This window comes from Xanthomonas sp. 1678, assembly GCF_031455575.1.
Lineage (GTDB): Bacteria > Pseudomonadota > Gammaproteobacteria > Xanthomonadales > Xanthomonadaceae > Xanthomonas_A.
Genome location: NZ_JAVDSZ010000014.1, coordinates 36,377 through 56,662, shown reverse-complemented (window position 1 = coordinate 56,662; position 20,286 = coordinate 36,377). Strand labels below are relative to the sequence as shown.

Here is a 20,286-nt window from a genome sequence, read left to right as displayed (position 1 = left end):
AACAGCGGACTGCGCAGGCCGCCGCGCTATCAAGGGGAGCGGCTTCGGCTCTTGCGAATCCCCGATCCCGAATTCCCAATCCCGGCCCCTCGCCGCCCCCAGCCCGACCGCCACAGGCTCTCGCCGGCGAACAGCAGCAGGCCGATCCAGATCGCGGCGAAGCCGATCGCCTTGCCGGTGTCGAACGGCTCGTGGAAGAACCACACCCCAAGCAGCAACTGCAGGCTCGGCGCGATGTACTGCAGCAGCCCGACCAGCGACAGCGGGATGCGCCGCACGCCGTAGGCGAAGCCGATCAGCGGCACCGCGGTGACCACGCCGCCGAACACCAGCAGCAGATCGTTGCGCCAGCCCCAACCTCCGGCGAAACCGCCGCCGTGCCCGCTCTCGCTCCACAGCACGAAGCCCAGCGCCGGCAGGAACAGGTACAGGCTCTCCACCCCCAGCCCGGCCACCGCATCCACCTGCACCAGCTTGCGCAGCAACCCGTACAGCCCGAACGAGGCGGCCAGGCTCAGCGCGATCCACGGCAGCGCGCCGGCATCGACGGTGAGCCAGCTCACGCCGAGCGCCGCGCACGCCACCGCCAGCCACTGCAGCGGGCGCAGCCGCTCCTTCAGCACCAGCACGCCGAGCAGCACGTTGACCAGCGGATTGATGAAATAGCCCAGGCTGGCCTCGATCACGTGGCCGGCGTTGATCGCCCAGATGTACAGGCCCCAGTTGAACGCGATCGCCAGGCTGCTCAGCGCCAGGATGGCCAGCGCGCGCGGCTGCGCGGCGATGCTGCGCCACCACTGCAGGCGCGTGCGGTACAGCAGCCAGCCCACCACCAGCACCGCGCTCCAGACGATGCGGTGGGCGATGATCTGGAACGACGGCACCGCCTTGAGCAGATGCCAGTACACCGGCACCACGCCCCACAGCGCGAACGCCAGCGCGGTGATCAGCAACCCGCGCCGCGTCTCCTGTTCGGCGGCGGTCATCGCCGCGTCCGCGCCACGGTGATGACCACCACGCCGGCCAGGATCACCGCCATCGCGCCCAGGTCGCTGGCGGTGAAGCGCTCGCCGCCGAGCCAGCTGCCCAGCGCCACCGCGATCACCGGATTGACGTAGGCATAGCTGCCGGCCAGCACCGGACGCACGTTCTGCAACAGCCACACGTAGGCGGTGAACGCCACGATCGAGCCGAACACGCACAGGTAGGCGACCGCCACCAGCGCGTGCGGCGTCGGCCAGGCGTGCGGGCGCTCGCCGCTCAGCAGGCCCGCGGCGACCAGCAGCACGCCGCCGCACAACATCTGCCCGGCGGCGGCCATGAACGGCGCCGGCAGGTCGCGACCGCGCGACCACACCGAACCGAACGCCCAGCCGATCGGCGCGATCAACAGCAGCACCAGGCCCTTGGGGCTGGCGCTGAGGCTGCTGCCGGCGTTGAGCCACAGCACCCCGGCGAACCCGACCACGATGCCCAGCCATTCGCCGCGGCTGGCATGCTGACCGCGCAACGCTCCGAACAGCGCCATCCACAGCGGCACCGAGGCCACCGCGACCGCAGCCAGGCCCGAGGACACCTGGCGCTCGGCCAGCACCACCATGCCGTTGCCACACAGCAGCAGCAATGCGCCGAGCACCGTCAGCGACCCCCAGTGCGCGCACGTCGGCGCCGCCACGCCGCGCCAGCGCAGCACCGCGTACAGCAATGAGCCGGCGACCACGAAGCGCAGCCCCGAGACCATGCTCAGCGGCGGCGTCCCGCCCTCCAGCGCGAAGCGGATCGCCAGATAGGTCGAACCCCAGACGACGTAGACCAGCAGCAGCGCGAGGACGACGAAACCACCGCGCGCGGGAACGGCGGTGGCGGGAGAGGACGAGGACGACATGCGCAGAAGGACCGAGCGGTGTGGACATGAATTCTAGGCCAGCGGCCACGACCAGCGACAGCATTGCAGCGCGACGCGCGCGGCACGCTGTTTTGCGCGTGGCGTTTGGTCCAGCCGAACCATCGGCGATACGCACCGCGCTGAGCCAGCGTGATTTGAGCGCACAGCACGTGCGTGCGTCATGCAGAGGCAACCCCGATGGCTTCGGCCATCAGCCGCAATCGCTGCGCGGCAGACTCCCCGCGTCGGGACTGAAGTCCCTCCCACAATGCACCCAGCACCTTGCGCAAGGTTCCTGTAGGAGCGGCTTCAGCCGCGACAGGAGGCATCCGCAATCCATCGGCTTCGGCAGCAGTGGCAACCGAAGCGCTTCTGCACTTCCCACAGCGCTCCAGCAACTCAGCGCGAAGCTCCCTCTGTGGGAGCGACTTCAGTCGCGACCCACGAAGCCAGCAGCTCCATCGGCTCCGGCAGCAGTCGCGGCTGAAGCCGCTCCTACAGTGCACCCAGCAAACTCAGCGCAAGGCCTCCTGTAGGAGCGGCTTCAGCCGCGACAGGAGGCATCAGCAATCCATCGGCTTCGCACCAGTCGGGGCTGAAGCCCATCCTACAGTGCACCTAGCAACTCAGCGCAAGGCTCCCTGTAGGAGCGGCTTCAGCCGCGACAGGACGCGTCAGCAATCGATCGGCTTCGGCAGCAGTGGAGACCGAAGCACTTCTGCGCTGCACTCCAGCAAACCCAGCGCGAAGCTTCACTTGTGGGAGCGACTTCAGTCGCGACGCGCGACACCCACCCCAACCGCAGCCACAGTCACAGTCACCACCTCAACGCCGCGCCGCCTCGCTCGCATCGCGCGCCGGCTTGAACTCCGAGCCGTCGTCCCAGCGCGGCCACTCGCGGCTGTCGGCCAGGCGCTGGCCCAGGTCGTACAGCAGCAGCGTGTCGGCGGCATGCCCGGCCGGATCCCAGGATGCGCTCCAGCGATCGCAGGGCTGGTGGTAGCACTCGGCGAAATAGCGGTCGCGGATCGCCTTGCCGGCGGCCACACCACCGTCCAGCTTGTCCAAGCCGGGCCCCACCGTGATCGCCGGCACCCCGGCGCGGGCGAAGGCGAAGTGGTCGGCGCGATAGAAGAAGCCCGCCTCCAGGTTCGGATCCGGCGAATAGGCGCGGCCGCGCGCCTGCGCCGCCGCGGCCAGATCGCGCTCCAGCGACACGCGCCCGCGGCCCCACGAGGCGATGTCGCGGGTGGCGCCGTCGGGGCTGAACATCTCGCTGTTGATCACCGCCACGGTGGTCGCCAGCGGCGCCAGCGGATGCGCGGCGTAGTAGGTCGCGCCCAGCAGGCCCTTTTCCTCGGCGGTCAGGGCGATGAAGTACAGCGTGCGCTGCGGCCGCGGACCGGCCGCGAACACTCGCGCCAGTTCCAGCACGCTGGCCACGCCGGTGGCGTTGTCGACCGCGCCGCGGCGGATGCGGTCGCCGCCGGCATCGGCCGCGCCGAGGCCGAACGCGTCCCAGTGCGCCGAGTAGATGACGGTCTCCTCCGGATGCGTGGCGCCTTCCAGCTTGGCGACCACGTTGTGGGTGACCACGCGCTCGCGCTTGAGCGCGAAACGCACCGACAGCGCCGCACCGCCCAACGCCTGTGGGCGGAAGTCGGCGCGCTGCGCACGTCGCTTCTCCGCCTCGAAATCCAGCCCGGCGCGCTGGAACAGCGACACCGCCAACGCGCGTTGCATCCAGCCGCGCACCGGCACGTGCTGCGCGCGCGCCTGCGCGTCGCTGCGCTCGATGTCGAACAGCGGCGACAACCCGGAACTCTTCACCGTGGCCCAGCCGTACGCCGCCGGCGCGGTCTCGTGCACGATCAGCACGCCGGCCGCGCCCTGCCGCGCGGCTTCCTCGTACTTGTAGGTCCAGCGCCCGTAGTAGGTGACCGCGCGGCCATCGAAGGCGCCGGGCTGCGGCGTCTCGAAATCGGCATCGTTGATCAGCATCACCGCGATCTTGCCTTTCAGGTCCACGCCCTTGTAGTCGTCCCAGCCGCGCTCGGGCGCGTGGATGCCGTAGCCGACGAACACCAGCGGCGCATCCTTCAGCGCCACCTTGGCACCGGGACGCAGGCTCTGCAGCACCACGTCCTCGCCGTTGACCAGCGCCTGCGACGCACCGGCCACGCGCAGCGTCGCGGTCACCGGTCCGTCCACCTGCGCGCGCACCAGCGGCACCGCCTGGGTCCAGCCGCCGTCGTCGCCCGCCGGTTGCACCCCGGCCAGGCGGAACTGTTCGCTGAGATAGGCGATGGTCTTGTCCTCGCCCGGCGTGGCCGGCGCGCGGCCCTCGAACCCATCGGAGGCCAGCGTGCGCACATGCCGCTGCAGCGCTTCGGCATCGATGCCGCCGCCGGGCAGCGCCTCGTTGGCCGCCTGCGCGGCGCCTCCCATGAACAGACAGGCGGACAGCAGCAACATGCGCATCGGATTCACGGCGAGGACCTGAAAAAACCTGGTTGCACAGTGTAGAGCGTGACGCCGTCACGAAACAGCAATGAGGTGGATCGAGACACGAGAAGCGCAGACACACGCTTTTCCCACTCCCCGAATCCCAAATCACGAATCCCGGCCTTTCAGCGATCCAGCCAGCAGGCCAGGCCCTGCGCATTGAGTTCGATGTCCATCCGCAGCACCTGCTCCACGCCGGCGTCGTCGAGCGGACAGCCATGCAGTCGCGCGCGCTCCAGGTATAGCGCGGTCAACGCCGCGACCAGGCAGCGATGGCGATCGGAATGGCCGTCGCAGCCGCGCGCGATCGCCACCATCGCCTCGAGTTGCTCGAACAGATCCGCGGCCAATGTCTCTGCCGCGCCGACCGCGCCGTAATGGGTCAGATACAGCGTGTCCGGCGCATAGCCGAGCATGCGCTGGATCGAGGCACGCATCGCCTCCGGATCGAACTGCACCGGCGAGGACGTCGGGATCACGAACGCGCCCTGCGCGCTGTCCAGCTCGCGGTACGACAGCCCGAAAGTGTCGCCGCTGAACCAGCTGCGGCTGCGCGCGTCCCACACGCACAGGTGATGGCGCGCGTGGCCGGGCGTATCGATACACAGCAGCTCGCGCTCGCCCAGCCACAGCCGATGGCCGTCCTCGGCGACGACGACACGTTCGGCCGCCACCGGCAGGATCGTGCCGTAGCTGCGCGCGATCTCGGCTTCGCCGTACACCGCGGTGGCGCCGGCGATCAGCCGCGTCGGGTCGATCATGTGCGGCGCGCCGCGCGGATGCACCAGCAGGCGCGCGTTCGGCAACCGCTGCAGCAGCGCACCGGCGCCGCCGGCATGGTCCAGGTGCACGTGGGTCAGGATCAGCCAGTCCACATCGCCCGGCGCCAGGCCGGCGCCGTCGAGCGCGGCCAGCATGGCCGGCAGCGAGTGGCTGGTGCCACAATCGACGAACGCGCCGCGACCGTGCTCCACGATCAGGTAGGCCGCATCGAACTGCGCGCGCTGGAAACCGGTGTCGATGAGATGGATGCTGGAATCGCGTGGCATGCGCAGTGCGGTGGCTGGGCGAGGGTCCATTCTAGGCCGTACGGAGGCCGTTGCCAGCCCTGCACGACGTGCGGGCATGAGGACAGTGCGCAGTTCGCGCGCCGTCCGCGGCGCAGCCCAACGACCGGCGCTTTTTGTAGGAGGGGCTTCAGCCCCGACCGGGCGTTACCGGTAACCCCGGTCGGGGCTGAAGCCCCTCCTACAGGACGTGCGATCGCATCGCGTAACCCTCAGCCCGCATCGCGCAGCCGCTGCAGCGCGGCCAGCGCGACCTCGGCCGGCACCGCCAGGGTGATTCCGGCGGCCTGCAACGCATCGGCCTGCGCCGCCTGCTTGAGCACGCCGATCACGCGTCCGGCCTCGCGCGGCGAATCGAAGCCGCCGCTCTGCAGCAGCAGCGCGCCTTCGCCGTCGAGCAGCTTGAAGTAGAAGCGGCCGTCGCCCTCACGGTACTGTTTGAAGCTCGGCAGCGCCTGCTTGGCCTGCGCGGCATCGGCCTGCTCCGCCTCGCGCAGCGACAGGTCGCGCAGGCCCACCGCATGCCGCAATTCGGCCAGGAACGGCGTGGCATAGCGTGCGCGCAGGCGCTGCGCATTGTCGCGCAGGATCGCCTCGATCTCGCCCGGGCGCGCCATCAGCGCCTCGTAGCGCTCGCGCATCGGCGCGATCTCGGCGTCGATGCGCTCGAACAACTGCTGCTTGGCCTCGCCCCAGCCGATGCCGCCGGCGAAGGCCTGCGCGAACGCGGCGGCCTCCTCGGCGCTGGCGAAGGCCTGGTACAGCTGGAACAGCGCCGAGCCCTCGGTGTCCTTCGGTTCGCCGGGCGCGCGGGAATCGGTGACGATGGCGAACACGCGCTTCTTCAGTTCCTCGCGCGGGGCGAACAACGGAATCGTGTTGTCGTAGCTCTTGCTCATCTTGCGCCCGTCCAGCCCGGGCAAGGTGGCCACCTGCTCGTCGATCAGCGCTTCGGGCAGGGTGAAGTAATCGCGGCCGTAGACGTGGTTGAAACGCTGGCCGATATCGCGCGCCATCTCGATGTGCTGGATCTGGTCGCGGCCCACCGGCACCTGCTGCGCGTTGAACAGCAGGATGTCGGCGGCCATCAGCACCGGGTACATGAACAGCCCGGCGCTGATCCCGGCATCGTCGTCCTCGCCATCGGCGCGGTTCTTGTCCACCGCCGCCTTGTAGGCATGGGCACGGTTGAGCAGGCCCTTGCCGGCGACGCAGGTCAGGAACCAGGTCAGCTCATTGGTTTCCGGCACGTCGGACTGGCGGTAGAACCACACCTTCGACGGATCCAGCCCGGCCGCCAGCCACGACGCGGCGATCTCCAGGGTCGAGCGCTGGGTGCGCACCGGGTCCTGCGCCTTGATCAGGCTGTGCAGGTCGGCCAGGAAATAAAAGCTCTCGATGCCCGGACGCAGGCTGGCCTGCAGTGCCGGGCGGATCGCGCCGACGTAGTTGCCCAGGTGCGGGGTGCCGGAGGGGGTGATGCCGGTGAGGACGCGGGTGGTCATGCGGGGAATCGAAGCCGGAAGAAAACCCGGCGAGTTTAACCGCTGCGCGGCAACCCCGTTCCGGCGCATGGCGCGTTCAATGCCAGGTCCCTTCCCGGAGTCGCCCCGATGCGCACGCTCTTCCGCCTGCTTCCAACCCGCCCGATCGGCCCGATCTCGATCGCCCTGCTGTGTATCGGCCTGCTGTGCGGTTTCCGCCCCTACCCTGCACCGCCGCCGTCCGCGTCGCTGGTCGCCCTGAGCGTGATCGACCGCGACGACGGCGCCGATCTGCCGCAGCACGTGCAGCGCGGCCAGCGCTGGGTCGCCGCCACGCCCGGCCACCGCTATGCGCTGCGCCTGAGCAACCTCACCGGCCGCCGCGTGCTGGTGGTGCTGTCGGTGGACGGAGTCAACGCAGTCAGCGGCGAGACGGCCTCCAGCGACCAGCGCGGCTATGTGCTGGCGCCGTGGCAGAGCACCGAGATCGCCGGCTGGCGCAAGTCGCAGCGCGAGATCGCGCAGTTCGTGTTCACCGACCTGGCCGACAGCTACGCCGCGCGCACCGGCCGCCCCGACAACGTCGGCGTGATCGGCATGGCGGTGTTCGACGAAGCGCCACGCATCGTGCCGCAGGCAAGCATCGAGGAGCGCCGCGAAAGCGCTGCCGCGCCGGCGCAAGCACCGGCACCGGTGGCGGCGCGCGCCCAGGAAAGCGATGCCGCGCTGGGCGCGGTGCAGCGCCTGGGCACAGGCCATGGCGAACGCGAATGGTCGCCGTCCAGCACTACCGAATTCGAACGCGCCAGCGAGGTGCCGCAGCAGCGCGTGCAGCTACGTTACGACAGCCGCGCACGGCTGATCGCACGCGGGGTGATCCCGCGGTCGCGGCCGTACCCGCGCGTGGCCGACGCACCGCATGCCTTTCCCGGCGACTTCGTGCCGGATCCGCCGGCGCGCTGAGCCCGCGCACATGTAGGCGCGAAAAAGGAACGGGCCGCACTCGCGGCCCGTTCCGGTGCAAGGCGCATGGATCGCCTCAGTTGCGGTATTCCTTGTCCAGGCTGTCCTGGAAGGTACGCACCTCTTTTTCGGCGCGGTCGCGATCCCAGCCATAGCGTTCCTGCAGCTTGCCCGACAGGTATTGGGCATTGCCTTCGGCCACGTCGAAATCGTCGTCGGTCAGATCGCCCCACTGGGCCTTGATCTTGCCTTTGAGCTGGGTCCACTTGCCGGAAATGATGTCTTTGTTCATAGCATCGCTCTCGTTGGTCCGCGGCGACTGAACCGCGCGCAGAGCATCGCGCCTGCGCCGTTGCCATGCGGTCGATACGACGTCAACGGCGCATGAGTTCGGTGAACCATTTACCGGACCTGGCGATGGCATGTACGAGACGCAAAAAAAACGGGCCGGCAAAGCCGGCCCGTTCTTGTCACCGAGCGCTGGGGCTCAGTTCTTGGCGGCGTCTTCGACCTTCTCGCCGGCGCTCTGCACGTCCTTGCCGGCACCGGCAACGGTGTTGCAGCCAGACAGCAGGCCGACCGAGAACATCGCCAGCAGCATCCACGCAAAAGTACGCTTCATAGGTTCACTCCTTTGTTGATCATGGGAACGCGGCACGAGCCGCGTCTGGGTAACGCATTGGATATCTAAAACGCGAAGCCACTACGGCCGATCGATCAGCACTTGCCGTCGCTGCAATCGCCCGCCTTGTCTTCCACCTTCTCGCCCGCCTTCTGCATGTCTTTGCCGGCACCGGCCATGGTGTTGCAGCCAGTCAGCATGCCCGCACAGAACAGGGTCAGCATCATCAAGGTGAGCAGTCGCTTCATCGTGGAATCCTCGCAGTAAGACGGGTCTAGGGGACAGCGGCGATAGCCGTTGCCGAGCTACCGTCTGGCGGTGAATCTGACTTCACCACTGTGGATTTCACGTGAATGAAGCGCTCCAGTGTTCAGTTTTCTTCCAGAAACCCAACTCAGTCTCGCATCAGCGTGGACTTGCCGAACAGGCTTTCGACCAGGTCCACCGCCAGTTCGGCGGTCAGATTGCGATGGTCCAGCACCGGATTGAGTTCGACGATGTCCAGCGAGCCCATGCGCCCGCTGTCGGCGATCATCTCCATCACCAGCTGCGCTTCGCGGTAGTTGGGGCCGCCGGGCACGGTGGTGCCCACGCCGGGCGCGATGCTGGGGTCGAGGAAGTCCACGTCGAAGCTGACGTGCAGGTGGGTGTCGGCATCGAGTCCGTCCAGCGCCGCTTCCATGGTGCGCTTCATGCCCATCTCGTCGATGTAGCGCATGTCGTACACATCGATGCGGTGCTGCTTGATCAGCCGCTTCTCGTCCGGATCCACCGAACGGATGCCGATCTGGCGGACCTGGTCCGGGCGCAGCGCCGGCGCGTCGCCGCCGAGTTCAGTCAGCGCCTTGGGACCCAGCCCGCACAGGCAGGCCACCGGCATGCCATGCACGTTGCCCGACGGCGTCACCTCGCTGGTGTTGAAGTCCGAGTGCGCGTCCAGCCACAGCACCCGCAGCTTGCGGCCCTGCTCGCGGCAATGCCGCGCCACCGCGGTGATCGAGCCGATGCCCAGGCAATGGTCGCCGCCCAGCATGATCGGCATGCGCCCGGCGCGCAGCTCGGCGTAGCTGGCCTCCATCAGTGCACGGTTCCAGGCCACCACTTCGTCCAGGTGCCGGTAGCCGGCGACCGGGGATTGCCACGGATTGCGCGGGCCGTCGAGGTTGCCCAAGTCGCGCACTTCGATGCCGCGACCGGCCAGCGCCTCGTGCAGACCGGCGATGCGCAACGCTTCCGGCCCCATGCGCGCGCCACGGTGGCCGGCGCCGATATCGGTGGGAACGCCGATCAGGGACACCGGCAGAAAAGAGGAACTCATGCGGACGTGCTCCAGCAAAAAATGTGCGCCAGTCTAGCGAGCCGCCCGCGGCGCGACCCGCCGCGGCGCAGCAGGGCGACCGCCGACGGTACGCAACGTGCGGCGATGCATTGCCGGAAAATCCATGGGAACGGCCGCACAGCGGCAAGCGCCTACGCACGAGCAGCGGCGCCGGCGCTGGCCGGTCGCACACGCAACGAGGCGAGGAGAATGGTGCCGCTTGTCCGAATCGAACGGACGACCTACTGATTACAAATCAGTTGCTCTACCGACTGAGCTAAAGCGGCACGAGGACTGCAGTGCCCGCGCTGCGGGCCGTCGCAGTCTACCTGCTGGCAGGCCGTCGCGGCAGATCGCGGCGGCGGGTCGCGATCCGCACCGGCCCGGAAGACGAAGCGCATGCGCAGCGCGGCATTCTAGCGCAGCGTGGCGCAGTCCAGCGCGCGCTGGCGCTGCGCGCCGAGCTGCCGCCGCAGCGAGGCGGCCTGTGCCGCGGAGGCCGTGCGCAGGTCCAGCCACCAGCGCGACTGGCCGCTGCCGCCGCTGGGGACCAGGTCGACGTTGAAGCCGGCCTTGGCCAGCTCGGCGCGGCGGCGTTCGGCGCCTTCGCGGCTGCGGTACTGGCCGAGCGCGATCGCGCCGGCTTCCTCGCCCTGACGGATCGGGTAGTAGTCGCGGATGCCGGCGGCGACGATGCGCTCGACCGCGGCCTTGACCCCGTCCTCGCCGCCGATGGTCGGCAGCAGCACACGGAAGCTGGTGGCGTCGTCGTCGCCGACCTCGCGCAGGCGCGGGCGCGTGGCGGCGGTGCCGAGTGTGGCGACGGCGGCCTCGGCGGCGGCACGGTCCGGATACGGGCCCAGGCTCAGGCAGACGGGGGCCGCGGCAGGCTCCGCGGCGGCGGCCACGGCGTCGCTGGGCGCTTTGGGCGGTGGTGGCGCGGCAGCGGTCGGCGCTGCGGTCGTGGGCGTTGCGGTTGCTGGCACTGCAGTTGTTGCGGGCGCGTCGGCAACCGCAGCGGCGGCGCTCGGCGCCGCGGCAGTGGCAGGCGCTGGTGCTGGTGCCGCAACGGAAGCCGGCGCCAGGGGCGCGGCCTGCGGCACGGCCTGCGATGCCGGAACCAGCTGCAGCGTCGCCACCCCGGCGGGCGGGGTCGGCAGCGGTGCCGGCGCGGGGGTCTGCGGCTGCGTCGCCCACCACAGCGCGACGCCGAGATTGAGGATGGTCAGGACGACGAGCAGGGCGCGGACGAGCATGCGCGGATTCTACCCGGCGCGCCCGGCCGCGGCGTGCGCCTGCGCCCACAGCGCCAACCCGTCCAGCACCAGCGACGGGCGCTGCTCGGCCGCCGGCAATCCGTGCAGCAACGGTGGCGCGCCGCCGCCGTGCAGCAGCAGCCGCGGCCGCCGCGTCAGCAGCGCCTCGCCCTGCTGCAGGCTCCGTTCGATCAGCGCCAGCGCCGCACCGTCGCACCCGGACGCCAGCGCATCGGCGGTGTCGGTGGCGAACTCGCGGTAGTCGCCGCCGTCGGCCGGCAGCTGCGCGGCGCGCTGCTGCAGGGCCTGGCGCATCGTGGTCGGCGACGGCGCAATGCGTCCGCCATGGTGCAGGCCGTCGCGATCGAGCAGGTCCAGGGTCAGCGCGGTGCCGACCCCGACCACCAGCACGTCGCCGCCGCCGTGCGCGGCGAGCAGCGCCAGGAAGCGGTCCACGCCGAACCGCTGCGGCTGCGCATAGGCGATGCGCACGCCGGCGCAGGTGGCCTCGGTGCGCGCCACCTGCACCTGCGCGAAGCGGGTACGCAGCGCGTCCAGCACCGCTGCGGTCAAGGCCGCCGCGGCGACGCTGGCGACGTAGGCGGTGTCGCCGCGCGGCAACGCCGCCACCGCGGCCGCGTCCATCGCTTCGGCGCCATGCGCCCATGCCTGCACCGCATCGGCGCGACCGCGCTCCAGCGCGGCGAACTTGAAGCGCGAATTGCCCAGGTCGAACAGCCAGTCGCTCATGCCGGCCTCACGCTGACTTCGCCGGCATGCAGCGGCCGCTCGCCGTCGGCGAACGCCACCCGCAGCGCGCCGTCGTCGGCCAGGCCCAGGGCCACGCCCTCGCGCGCGACGCCGCCCTCGTCGATGCGGATCGCGCGCCCGGCGAGCAGGTCCAGCGCGGCATAGCGCGGCAGGAACGGCGCCAGGCCCTGTGCGTCGAACAACGCCAGCGCCGGCAGCAGATGCGACAGCACCATGGCCGCGATCGCGTTGCGCGAGACCTCGGCGCCGGCCAGTGTGGCCAGGTCGGTCCACGGCTGGCCGATGCTCGCGGCACTGGCCGCCGGCATGCGCACGTTGAGGCCCAGGCCGATCACCGCCCGCGCCGGCCCGGCGAACTCGCCGCCGCCCTCGACCAGCAGCCCGCCGAGCTTGCATCCGTCGGCGAGCAGGTCGTTCGGCCATTTCAGCCCGACCGTGGCGAAGCCGGCCGCGCGCAGCGCCTCGGCCACGGCCACGCCGGCGGCCAGGCTCAGCCCGCCCAGGCGCCCCAGCCCGCCGGCGAAGCCGCGCGCCACCGACAGGTACAGGTGCGCCGCCAGCGGCGAGGCCCAGACCCGGCCGCGGCGGCCGCGCCCGCCGGTCTGGCGCTCGGCCAGCAGCACCTCGCTGCCGCGCGCCGGCGCCGGCCGCGCCAGCAGCGTGCTGTTGCTGGAGGCCAGGCTCCAGGCGATCTCCAGCCCGGCCAGTTCGGCGCGCGCCGCCGGCGCCAGCGCCGCGCCGATGCGCTCGGCCTCGAGCAATTCCAGCGGCCGTGCCAGCCCGTAGCCCTCGCCGGCGCGGCCATCGATCTCCACCCCGGCCGCGCGCAGCGCCTGGATGCGCTTCCACACCGCGGCCCGGGTCAGCCCGAAGGAGCGCGCCAGGGCGTCGCCGGAAAGGCGGCCCTGGCTGAGCCGGGCCAGTAGTTCGCGCTCGTCCACGCCGGTTCCATCGCCTCGTTTCAATCCACACGCCCCTGAAGACGTGACCTCGAAGCGGAAAAGTATGCGGGAAGCGCCGTGCCTGCGCCCAGCTACGGCCCTGCGCCGGGTAAAAACCGCGTTAGAATCGGGATTCACCGCCGCTCGCCCTGGATGCCGACGATGCGCCGCTTCCTGCCGTGCCTGATCCTGCTGCTGCTCCCGCTGGCGGCCGCCCACGCGTCCGACGCGCTGGCGAGCAAGCAGCGCAACGACTGCGTCTACACCGACGCGACCGACACGGACGCCGCCCAGGCACGTCCGGCACCGGCGCACCCGCCCGCCTCCGCCAAGCCCGGCGCAGCGCCGAGCGGCGGCGGCGGCGGCGGCGACAGCGATCTGGTCCCGCGCCTGCGCATGCCCAAGTGGCACAGCTTCCTGCCGGGGATGTTCCGCTGATCCCACGCTGGTTGCGCTGGCTGTCGCCGGCGCCTGTTCCGATCGACGAGACGACCTGGCAAGCGGTGCGGCAGCGCTGCGCGTGGGTGTCGGCGCTGGATGCGGCGCGCGAGCAGACACTGCGCGCACTGGCGGCGCAGTTCCTGCACAGCAAGACCATCTCCCCATTGGCCGAGCTGCACCTGGATGCGGCGCAGCGGACCCTGCTGGCCGCGTTGTGCTGCCTGCCGCTGCTGGAGTTCGGCGCCGACGGCCTGCGCGGCTGGTCGCAGCTGCTGGTGTATCCGGACGCATTCCGCGTGCAACGCAGCCACGTCGACGCGGCCGGCGTGCTGCACGAATGGGAAGACGAACTGATCGGCGAATCCTGGGACAGCGGCCCGCTGATCCTGTCCTGGGCCGACGTGCAGGCCGACCTGGACGACCCGCGCGCCGGCTACTGCGTGGCGGTGCACGAGATGGCGCACAAGCTCGACGTGCTCGACGGCGCGCTGGACGGCACCCCTCCCCTGCCGCGCGACTGGCAGCGGCGCTGGGCTACCGACTTCCAGCGCAGCTACGACGCATTCTGCAAGCGCGTGGACCGCGGCCGCGCCAGCGAGATCGACGCCTACGCCGCCGAGGCGCCCGAAGAGTTCTTCGCCGTGGTCAGCGAATACCACTTCTCCGCACCGGAGCGGCTGCAGCGCGAAATGCCGGACGTCGCCGCGCACCTGGCGCGGTTCTACGGCCCTTCGCCGTTCGCCGGCGCGTAGGGGCAGGCTACGATCGAAGCGCCCGGCGAGCCTCCTCTAGGAGCGGTTTCAACGGCGGCCTACAATCGCAGCGATGAGCTTCCCGGCTACGGATACCGTCGAGGCTGAAGCCCCTCCCATAGTGCACCCACCCGGCCACCGCAGTTCCCTGTAGGAGCGGCTTCAGCCGCGACGAACGAAGTCGTGAACTGCACCGGCTTCGGACACTGCCTGTCGGGGCTGAAGCCCCTCCCACAATGCACCCAATCGGCCAACACAGCTCCTTGTAGGAGCGGCTTCAGCCGCGACGAACGAAGTCGTGAACTGCACCGGCTTCGGACGCTGCCTGTCGGGGCTGAAGCCCCTCCTACAGTGCACCCAGCTATCTCGCCGCAAGTCCTTTGGGAGCGACTTCAGTCGCGACGAACGGAGCAGTAGACCTGGCGGCGGCGAACGGCATCGGCGTCGAAGCTCATCCCCCACTGCACCCAGCCGGCGCGCCGTCGTTCGTGCAGCAATGCCACAGCGCGCATCTCACACCAGCTGCAGATCCCGCGCACGCGCCTGCGGAAACACCTGCTGCAACTGCGCCGGCGACAACCCCCACATGCGCCGCAACAAGCCGGCGAACAGGTCGCGGTAGTTGGTCAGCACCGGGTAGTCGCGATCCTGGAACAGCTTCTCCTTGCTCACCGCGACCTGCTCGCCGGCGATGCGCCCGCCGTTGACCGCGCCGCCCATCACCCAGTACGTGGTGCCGTGGCCGTGGTCGGTGCCCTTGTCGCCGTTCTCGCGGAAGGTGCGACCGAACTCGGACAGCACCACCACCAAGGTGTTGCGCCATTCCGGCCCCAGCGCCTCGGCATAGGCGGCCAGGCCCTCGGACAGGTTGCCCAGATTGGTCGCCAGCGGGCCGTCGGTGCTGCCCTGGTTGACGTGCGTGTCCCAGCCGCCGACATCGACGAAGCCGAGCCGGTAGCGCTCGCGCATCAGCGTGGCGATGCGCCGGGTCTCATCGGCGAAGGTGCGGGCGCTGGCGGCGCCGCGGTTGGCCTGCTGCATCTCGTCCTGCAACGCCTGCGACACCTGCTGGCGCAGCGCCAGGCCCTCGTGCGCGGCGCTGGCCAGCGGCGTGCCCTGGTACATCTGCGCCAGGATCCCGGCCTGGCGCTGGTCGAAGGCCGGGGTGGGATTGCGCTTGAGCGACAGGTTGGGAATGTCGCCACCGCCCTGGAAGCTCAACGGCAGCGAATCGGTGAAGGCGATCGAAGGGGTGCCGGTGGCCACCTGCGACAGCCGCGCCAGGAACCCGGAGCGGTAGTCGCTGCGTTGTCCGGCCGGTTGCCCGGCTTCGATGTTGTCCTGGGTCTCGAAGTGGCTGCGCGATAGGTCGTCGGTGCCGGCGAACGGCACGAACGCCAGCTGCTTGTCGTTCCATAACGGCTGCAAGGTGTCGCGCAGCCGCGGGTTCAGTCCCCACTGCGTATCCAGCGCGATGGCGCTGTTGGGGTTGGCCGGATCCGGCCGCGCGATCGCCAGGGTCGGCCGCGACGCGTAATAGAAATCGCTGGCATAGGGCACCAGCAGGTTGTTGCTGTCGTAGCCGCCGCGCAGGAACACCACCAGCAGCCGCGGCGATGGCGCCGGCGCGGCGAACAGGCGCCCGGCGAACGGCAGGCTGGCCGCCGCGGCAGCGGACGCGAACAGGAAATGGCGACGGTGCATGGGGGACCTCCGTGATCGCCGGGGCGCTGCGACAAGCGCGGCGCCCGGCGCTATGGACCGGGTCAGCGGTAGTTGAAGTCGGGCGAGGACAGCAGGAACGCGTTCCACTCCTGCTGCGAGCGCGCCTGCGCCAGCGCCCGGCGGGTAGCGTCGCCGAGTTGCGGTTCGATCGCCTGGTAGTACAGCGGCGTGGTCAGCTGCGGAAAGCCGCCGCGCTGCTGTCCGCCGCTGTTGAACAACTGGGTGTTGCCGCCGCCGATCGCGCGCGCGATCTCGAAGCGCTGCGCCATCTGCCCGGAACTGTTCCAGGCGCTGGACTGCAGCGGCCAGCCGTCGGGGGTGATGCGGCCATAGGTCGGCTCGCCCATCTGGCTCAGCCAGCCCAGCAGCGGCTGCGGATTGGCGATGGTCTGGCCGTCGTAGGCCAGGCGCAGCGACGACACCAGGAAGCGGTACGGGTCCTTGAACTTGTGCGGCGCGCCGGCGGCCATTTCCGGCGCGGCGAACAGCACCTGCAGCACGGCGGCGATGTCGCCGTCGCTGCGCTGGAAGGTGCGCGTCATCTTCTCCACCAATGCCGGCGGCGGGTCGTCGGCGACGAAATACTCGGCCAGCCGCCGCGACACGAAGTGCGCGCAGGCCGGCTGGCGCACGATCAACTGCACCGCGCGTTCCACCTCATCGAAACCGCCGCCGGCGATGCGCTGGCCGAGCAGGCTCTTGTCGCCGGGCTGGTGCCGCGCCGGATTGAATTCGAACGCGCCGCGGCGCAGGTACTGCGCCTGCTGCTGCGGCGGCAGCTTCGGCGGCGCGGCGCGGTTGGGCGGGGCGATGCCGACGCCGGTGAGGATCAGCGCCAGCTGCTGCACGTCGTGCTGGCTGTAGCCGCTGTCCACGCCCAGCGTGTGCAGCTCCATCAGTTCGCGCGCGTAGTTCTCGTTGACCTTGCCCTTGGCGTTCTGCGCGTTGTCCAGATACTCGAGCATGGCCGGGCTCTGCAGCGTCGCCATCACCAGGTCGGAGAACTTGCTCAGCGCGTGCGGGCGGATCGCGTTGTCGGTGTAGTCGGCGACGGTCCAGCGCAGGCGGCCCTTATCGGCGAACACGCTGAAGTGGTTGAGCCAGAACCACACCATCTGCTCGCGCAGCTGGTCGCGCGAGTACACCGCGCGCAGCAACTGCGCCTGCCGCGCCTGCGCCAGCAGCGCATCGGCGCGCTGTTGCAAAGCCTTCTTCGCCGCGACCTTGGCCTCGCCGTCGGGCATCGCCTTGATGTCCTGCTGCCGCGCATCCAGCTGCTTGAGCAGCTCCTGCACCGGCGTGTGCAGCGCCTCGTAGCCGTCCAGTTGCGTGCGCACCGCCGCGGGCAGGGCAGCATCACCGTCGGAGGCCTGCAACTGATCGCGCAGGAAGCGCTTGCGTCCGTCGCGCTGCAGCTGCGCCACGCTGGCGCTGTCCAGGCCGGTGGTCATCGATTGCAGCCAGCGCGCATCGTCGCGCTCGAGCACCTTCTGGCTGCCGGCGATGGCCGCCACGGTGAACAGCACCAGCAGCAGCGACAACAGCAGCCGCTGCGCGTTGCGCAATGCGCGACGCCCATGCACGCGCAAACGCGGACGCGATGCGGGGCGAGGCCGGGGCTCGGGCATGCGGCGCTCCTTGACCGGAAACCGGGCGTGACGATCCACGCAGTATCCGCGCCTGGCCAGCGCAGGCGTTAAGCGGATGTCGGAACGCGCCGCGGTGTTTGCGCGGGATTCACCTCGCGACCACGCAATCCGAAGCCGGGCTACAGGCCAGGCGGCAGCGTCACCAGGAAGCGCGCGCCGCCCAGTTCCTCGGAGCGGCTCACCTGCAGTTCGCCGCGGTAGCCCTTGACCAGGTCCTGCACGATCGCCAGGCCGATGCCATGGCCGTGCACGCGCTCGTCGCCGCGCACGCCGCGCTGCAGGATGTGCGCGACCTCTTCCGGCGCGATGCCCGGACCGTCGTCCTCCACCGACAGCACCAGCCCAGCACGGCGGCTGCCGGCGGCCGGCGCCGGATGCACGCTCAGCAGCACCCGCCGCCGCGCCCACTTGAAGGCGTTCTCGAGCAGGTTGCCGAGCAGTTCCTGCAGGTCGCCGGGCTCGCCGTGGAAGCGCGCGCTCGGCTCGATGTCGAACTCGCACAGCACGCCCTTGGCCGCGTACACCTTCTCCAGGCCGCGCACGATCTCCTCGGCATTGGGTTCGATCGGCAGCGGCGCGGAGAACAGCTTGTGGCCGCTGGAGGCGGCGCGGCTGAGCTGGTAGGTCACCAGGTTGTTCATGCGCCGCAGCTGCGCGTCCAGTTCCTCGCGCAGTTCGGGGCCGTCGTTGCCGCTGTCCAGTTGGGTGCGCAGCACCGCCAGCGGCGTCTTCAGGCTGTGCGCCAGGTCGGCCAGGGTATTGCGCTGGCGGTCCAGGTTCTCGCGCTCGCTCTCGATGAAGGCGTTGATGCTGTCGGTCAGCGGCTCCAGCTCGCGCGGATGGCGATCGCCCATGCGCACCGCTTCGCCGCGCTGCACCTTGGTCAGCTCGTTGATCACCCGCCGCAGCGGGCGCAGGCTCCATTGCAGGATGAAGGCCTGCAGCAGCAGCAGGATCAGCCCGGCGCCGCCGAGGTTGAACCACACCCGGCCGCGGAACACGCGCAGCTGCGCGCCCAGCGCGCGGGTGTCCTCCATGACGTAGATGGTGACCGGGGTTTCCTTGTCGCGGCGCACGTAGGCCAGGCCGATGCCGTAGCGGTAGACCTCGCCTTCGCTGCCGTCGATCTGGGTCATCGGCCAGGGGCCGTCGAAGGTTTCCTGGCGCGGCTCGAGCATGCCGCCCTTGGGCGGCAGCGGGCCCTCGCTGGACATCGAGATCCAGCGTTCGTTGGGCATCACGATCTGCGCGTACAGACCGCTGCCGGGCCGGTCGAAGTGCGGATCCGGCGGCGGCTTGTCGTTGTTGATGTACAGCGAACCGTCGCGCGCCACGTCGACGTTGTTGGCGTAGGCGGTGGCGTAGCTCTTCAGGCGCTCGCGCAGGTTGCTCAGCGCGGTATCGGCGAAGGCCTGGTCCAGCGCATAGCCGGCCGCGGCCAGGAACGCCACCAGGCTCAGGCTGGCGGCCAGCAACTGGCGCGCCTGCAGCGAACGCGGGCGCCAGCGCTTGTACCACTTGGGTCGTGCCGGCACGCCGTCGCTTCCTTCGCTTGCGGATCGCAGGCGCGTGGGATCAGCCTTCGGTGCGCGGGATGGCGAAACGGTAGCCGCGGCCGCGCACGGTCTCGATCGGCTTCAGTTCGCCGTCCGGGTCCAGCTTCTTGCGCAGGCGGCCGATGAACACTTCCAGCACGTTGGAGTCGCGGTCGAAATCCTGCTGGTAGATGTGCTCGGTGAGGTCGGCCTTGGAGACCAGTTCGCCGGCATGCATCATCAGGTACTCGAGCACCTTGTATTCGTAGCTGGTCAGGTCGACGTTGCTGCCGCTGACGCTGACCGTCTGCGCCGCCAGATCCAGCGCCACCGGCCCGCACTCCAGAGTCGGCTTGCTCCAGCCCGCGGCGCGGCGCAGCAGCGCGTTGACCCGCGCCAGCAACTCCTCGACATGGAACGGCTTGACCAGATAATCGTCGGCGCCCTGCTTCAGGCCCTCGACCTTGTCCTGCCAGCTCGAACGCGCGGTGAGGATCAGCACCGGAAACTTCTTGCCTTCGTCGCGCAGCGCCTTGATCAGCTCCATGCCCGACATCTTCGGCAGGCCGAGGTCGATGATGCCCACGTCGAAGGGCACTTCGCGGCCCATGTACAGGCCTTCCTCGCCGTCCTGCGCCGCATCCACCGCGAACCCCTCGCGCTTCAGGCGAGCAGCCAGGGTCTCACGCAGCGGGGCTTCGTCTTCGACCAGAAGGATACGCATGAACTCTCCCTAGTTACTTCTTACGGATGGCCGACGGCCGGGGCATTGGATGTTGCAAGACTGAACCAAACTATCCTGGCTCAGGGGTTATCGTCGCGTGGTGGTTCCTGCGGCTCGATCGGGCGCGGAACGCGCGGCGGCGCGACGCCGCCCGGTTGCGGATCGTCCATGTAGCGCACGCGTCCGCGGCCATCCATGTACTTGACCCGGTTGATGTCGCGTCCGTCGAACGGCACGCGCTCGGCGCCGAGGATCTGTCCACCGGTGGACCGCTGGACCCGACGCACCGCATCGGACAGCGAACTGCCGTTGTAGTCGCGCGCCCGGGCAGCCTCGCGGGCCTGCGCCATGGCCGGACCCGGACCCGGACCACGCTGCTGCGCCCAGCCATGGCCGGCAGCCGTGAGCGCGAACGCGATCACGACAGCGGTGCGGCAGCGGCGGAGAGTGGCAAGGGTCACGACAGGCATCCTAACGGACTGATCGGAAACGTTCAAAAGTTGTGAAACGGGCCGCATGGCAACAGCGGCACGATTCTGCAAAATCGAGCCAAATTCTTGATTTTTCGGGGTGAATCCGATCTGAACTTTTCCGCTTGCGGCTGTCGGCGTTCAGGCAAATGAACTCCCGCTGGCGCCCCTGACAAGC

The 20,286-nt window shown here is 69.9% G+C and carries 19 protein-coding genes, 1 tRNA gene and 1 pseudogene; 3 read left to right on the top strand and 18 right to left on the bottom strand.

Translation table 11 applies throughout. The features are described from left to right. Positions 1-29: 29 nt before the first annotated feature. From rarD to J2Y70_RS19950, 5 genes are all read right to left on the bottom strand, one after another. Positions 30-986 carry an EamA family transporter RarD gene (rarD, locus tag J2Y70_RS19970; protein WP_309921604.1) on the bottom strand — a complete coding sequence of 319 codons (957 nt, stop codon included), beginning with the start codon at positions 984-986 and terminating at the stop codon, positions 30-32. Continuing rightward, a complete protein-coding gene (yedA, locus tag J2Y70_RS19965; protein ID WP_309921601.1) occupies positions 983-1,885 on the bottom strand; it encodes a drug/metabolite exporter YedA in 903 nt (300 codons plus the stop codon). Before yedA ends, rarD begins: the two co-directional genes overlap by 4 nt. A gap of 825 nt (positions 1,886-2,710) precedes the next feature. Continuing rightward, on the bottom strand, positions 2,711-4,366 hold the full coding sequence (locus tag J2Y70_RS19960; RefSeq protein ID WP_309921745.1) for a M28 family metallopeptidase: 1,656 nt from the start codon (positions 4,364-4,366) through the stop codon (positions 2,711-2,713). A gap of 149 nt (positions 4,367-4,515) precedes the next feature. Further along, positions 4,516-5,439 (bottom strand): MBL fold metallo-hydrolase, encoded by a 924-nt coding sequence (locus tag J2Y70_RS19955; RefSeq protein ID WP_309921598.1) that lies wholly within the window; start codon positions 5,437-5,439, stop codon positions 4,516-4,518. 230 nt (positions 5,440-5,669) lie between these two features. Continuing rightward, positions 5,670-6,962 carry a tryptophan--tRNA ligase gene (locus tag J2Y70_RS19950; RefSeq protein WP_309921595.1) on the bottom strand — a complete coding sequence of 431 codons (1,293 nt, stop codon included), beginning with the start codon at positions 6,960-6,962 and terminating at the stop codon, positions 5,670-5,672. Positions 6,963-7,070: 108 nt separating this feature from the next. Here J2Y70_RS19950 and J2Y70_RS19945 point away from each other — a divergent pair, with 108 nt between their 5' ends. Next, the gene (locus tag J2Y70_RS19945) at positions 7,071-7,904 is read left to right on the top strand and encodes a hypothetical protein (protein ID WP_309921592.1); all 834 of its coding nucleotides are present in this window, start codon (positions 7,071-7,073) and stop codon (positions 7,902-7,904) included. Between the two features lie 76 nt (positions 7,905-7,980). Here J2Y70_RS19945 and J2Y70_RS19940 read toward each other — a convergent pair whose 3' ends face one another. From J2Y70_RS19940 to birA, 8 genes are all read right to left on the bottom strand, one after another. Further along, entirely contained in the window at positions 7,981-8,196 is a 216-nt protein-coding gene (locus tag J2Y70_RS19940; RefSeq protein WP_263396757.1) for a CsbD family protein, read from the bottom strand. Between the two features lie 195 nt (positions 8,197-8,391). Next, the gene (locus tag J2Y70_RS19935) at positions 8,392-8,526 is read right to left on the bottom strand and encodes an entericidin A/B family lipoprotein (RefSeq protein ID WP_263111362.1); all 135 of its coding nucleotides are present in this window, start codon (positions 8,524-8,526) and stop codon (positions 8,392-8,394) included. Positions 8,527-8,621: 95 nt separating this feature from the next. After that, complete coding sequence (locus J2Y70_RS19930; protein ID WP_263111363.1) at positions 8,622-8,774, bottom strand: entericidin A/B family lipoprotein; 153 nt, start codon at positions 8,772-8,774, stop codon at positions 8,622-8,624. Between the two features lie 146 nt (positions 8,775-8,920). Then, entirely contained in the window at positions 8,921-9,844 is a 924-nt protein-coding gene (gene rocF, locus J2Y70_RS19925) for an arginase (protein WP_309921586.1), read from the bottom strand. Positions 9,845-10,055: 211 nt separating this feature from the next. Further along, positions 10,056-10,131 (bottom strand) — tRNA-Thr (locus J2Y70_RS19920). 129 nt (positions 10,132-10,260) lie between these two features. Beyond that, on the bottom strand, positions 10,261-11,100 hold the full coding sequence (locus J2Y70_RS19915; RefSeq protein ID WP_309921583.1) for an SPOR domain-containing protein: 840 nt from the start codon (positions 11,098-11,100) through the stop codon (positions 10,261-10,263). 9 nt (positions 11,101-11,109) lie between these two features. Continuing rightward, a complete protein-coding gene (locus J2Y70_RS19910) occupies positions 11,110-11,850 on the bottom strand; it encodes a type III pantothenate kinase (protein WP_309921582.1) in 741 nt (246 codons plus the stop codon). Then, a complete protein-coding gene (gene birA / locus J2Y70_RS19905) occupies positions 11,847-12,812 on the bottom strand; it encodes a bifunctional biotin--[acetyl-CoA-carboxylase] ligase/biotin operon repressor BirA (protein ID WP_309921580.1) in 966 nt (321 codons plus the stop codon). The genes J2Y70_RS19910 and birA overlap by 4 nt, the downstream gene beginning before the upstream one ends. A 162-nt stretch (positions 12,813-12,974) precedes the next feature. Between birA and J2Y70_RS19900 the strand changes: the two genes are divergently transcribed. Beyond that, on the top strand, positions 12,975-13,250 hold the full coding sequence (locus J2Y70_RS19900) for a hypothetical protein (protein WP_309921579.1): 276 nt from the start codon (positions 12,975-12,977) through the stop codon (positions 13,248-13,250). Then, positions 13,217-14,005, top strand: coding sequence for a zinc-dependent peptidase (locus J2Y70_RS19895; protein WP_309921576.1), 789 nt, complete (start codon positions 13,217-13,219; stop codon positions 14,003-14,005). Before J2Y70_RS19900 ends, J2Y70_RS19895 begins: the two co-directional genes overlap by 34 nt. Before the next feature lie 513 nt (positions 14,006-14,518). On the opposite strand, the gene J2Y70_RS19890 is transcribed toward J2Y70_RS19895, so the two are convergent. From J2Y70_RS19890 to J2Y70_RS19870, 5 genes and pseudogenes are all read right to left on the bottom strand, one after another. Beyond that, positions 14,519-15,709 carry a DUF1501 domain-containing protein gene (locus J2Y70_RS19890; protein ID WP_309921573.1) on the bottom strand — a complete coding sequence of 397 codons (1,191 nt, stop codon included), beginning with the start codon at positions 15,707-15,709 and terminating at the stop codon, positions 14,519-14,521. Between the two features lie 62 nt (positions 15,710-15,771). Next, positions 15,772-17,358, bottom strand: coding sequence for a DUF1800 domain-containing protein (locus J2Y70_RS19885; RefSeq protein ID WP_309921570.1), 1,587 nt, complete (start codon positions 17,356-17,358; stop codon positions 15,772-15,774). A gap of 140 nt (positions 17,359-17,498) precedes the next feature. Then, positions 17,499-18,869 (bottom strand): sensor histidine kinase, encoded by a 1,371-nt coding sequence (locus J2Y70_RS19880; protein WP_263398367.1) that lies wholly within the window; start codon positions 18,867-18,869, stop codon positions 17,499-17,501. Between the two features lie 85 nt (positions 18,870-18,954). Continuing rightward, entirely contained in the window at positions 18,955-19,638 is a 684-nt protein-coding gene (locus tag J2Y70_RS19875) for a response regulator transcription factor (RefSeq protein WP_003469280.1), read from the bottom strand. An 80-nt stretch (positions 19,639-19,718) separates the two neighbouring features. Then, positions 19,719-19,940: pseudogene (locus J2Y70_RS19870) on the bottom strand (hypothetical protein); the annotation flags it as partial. Positions 19,941-20,286 lie beyond the last annotated feature (346 nt).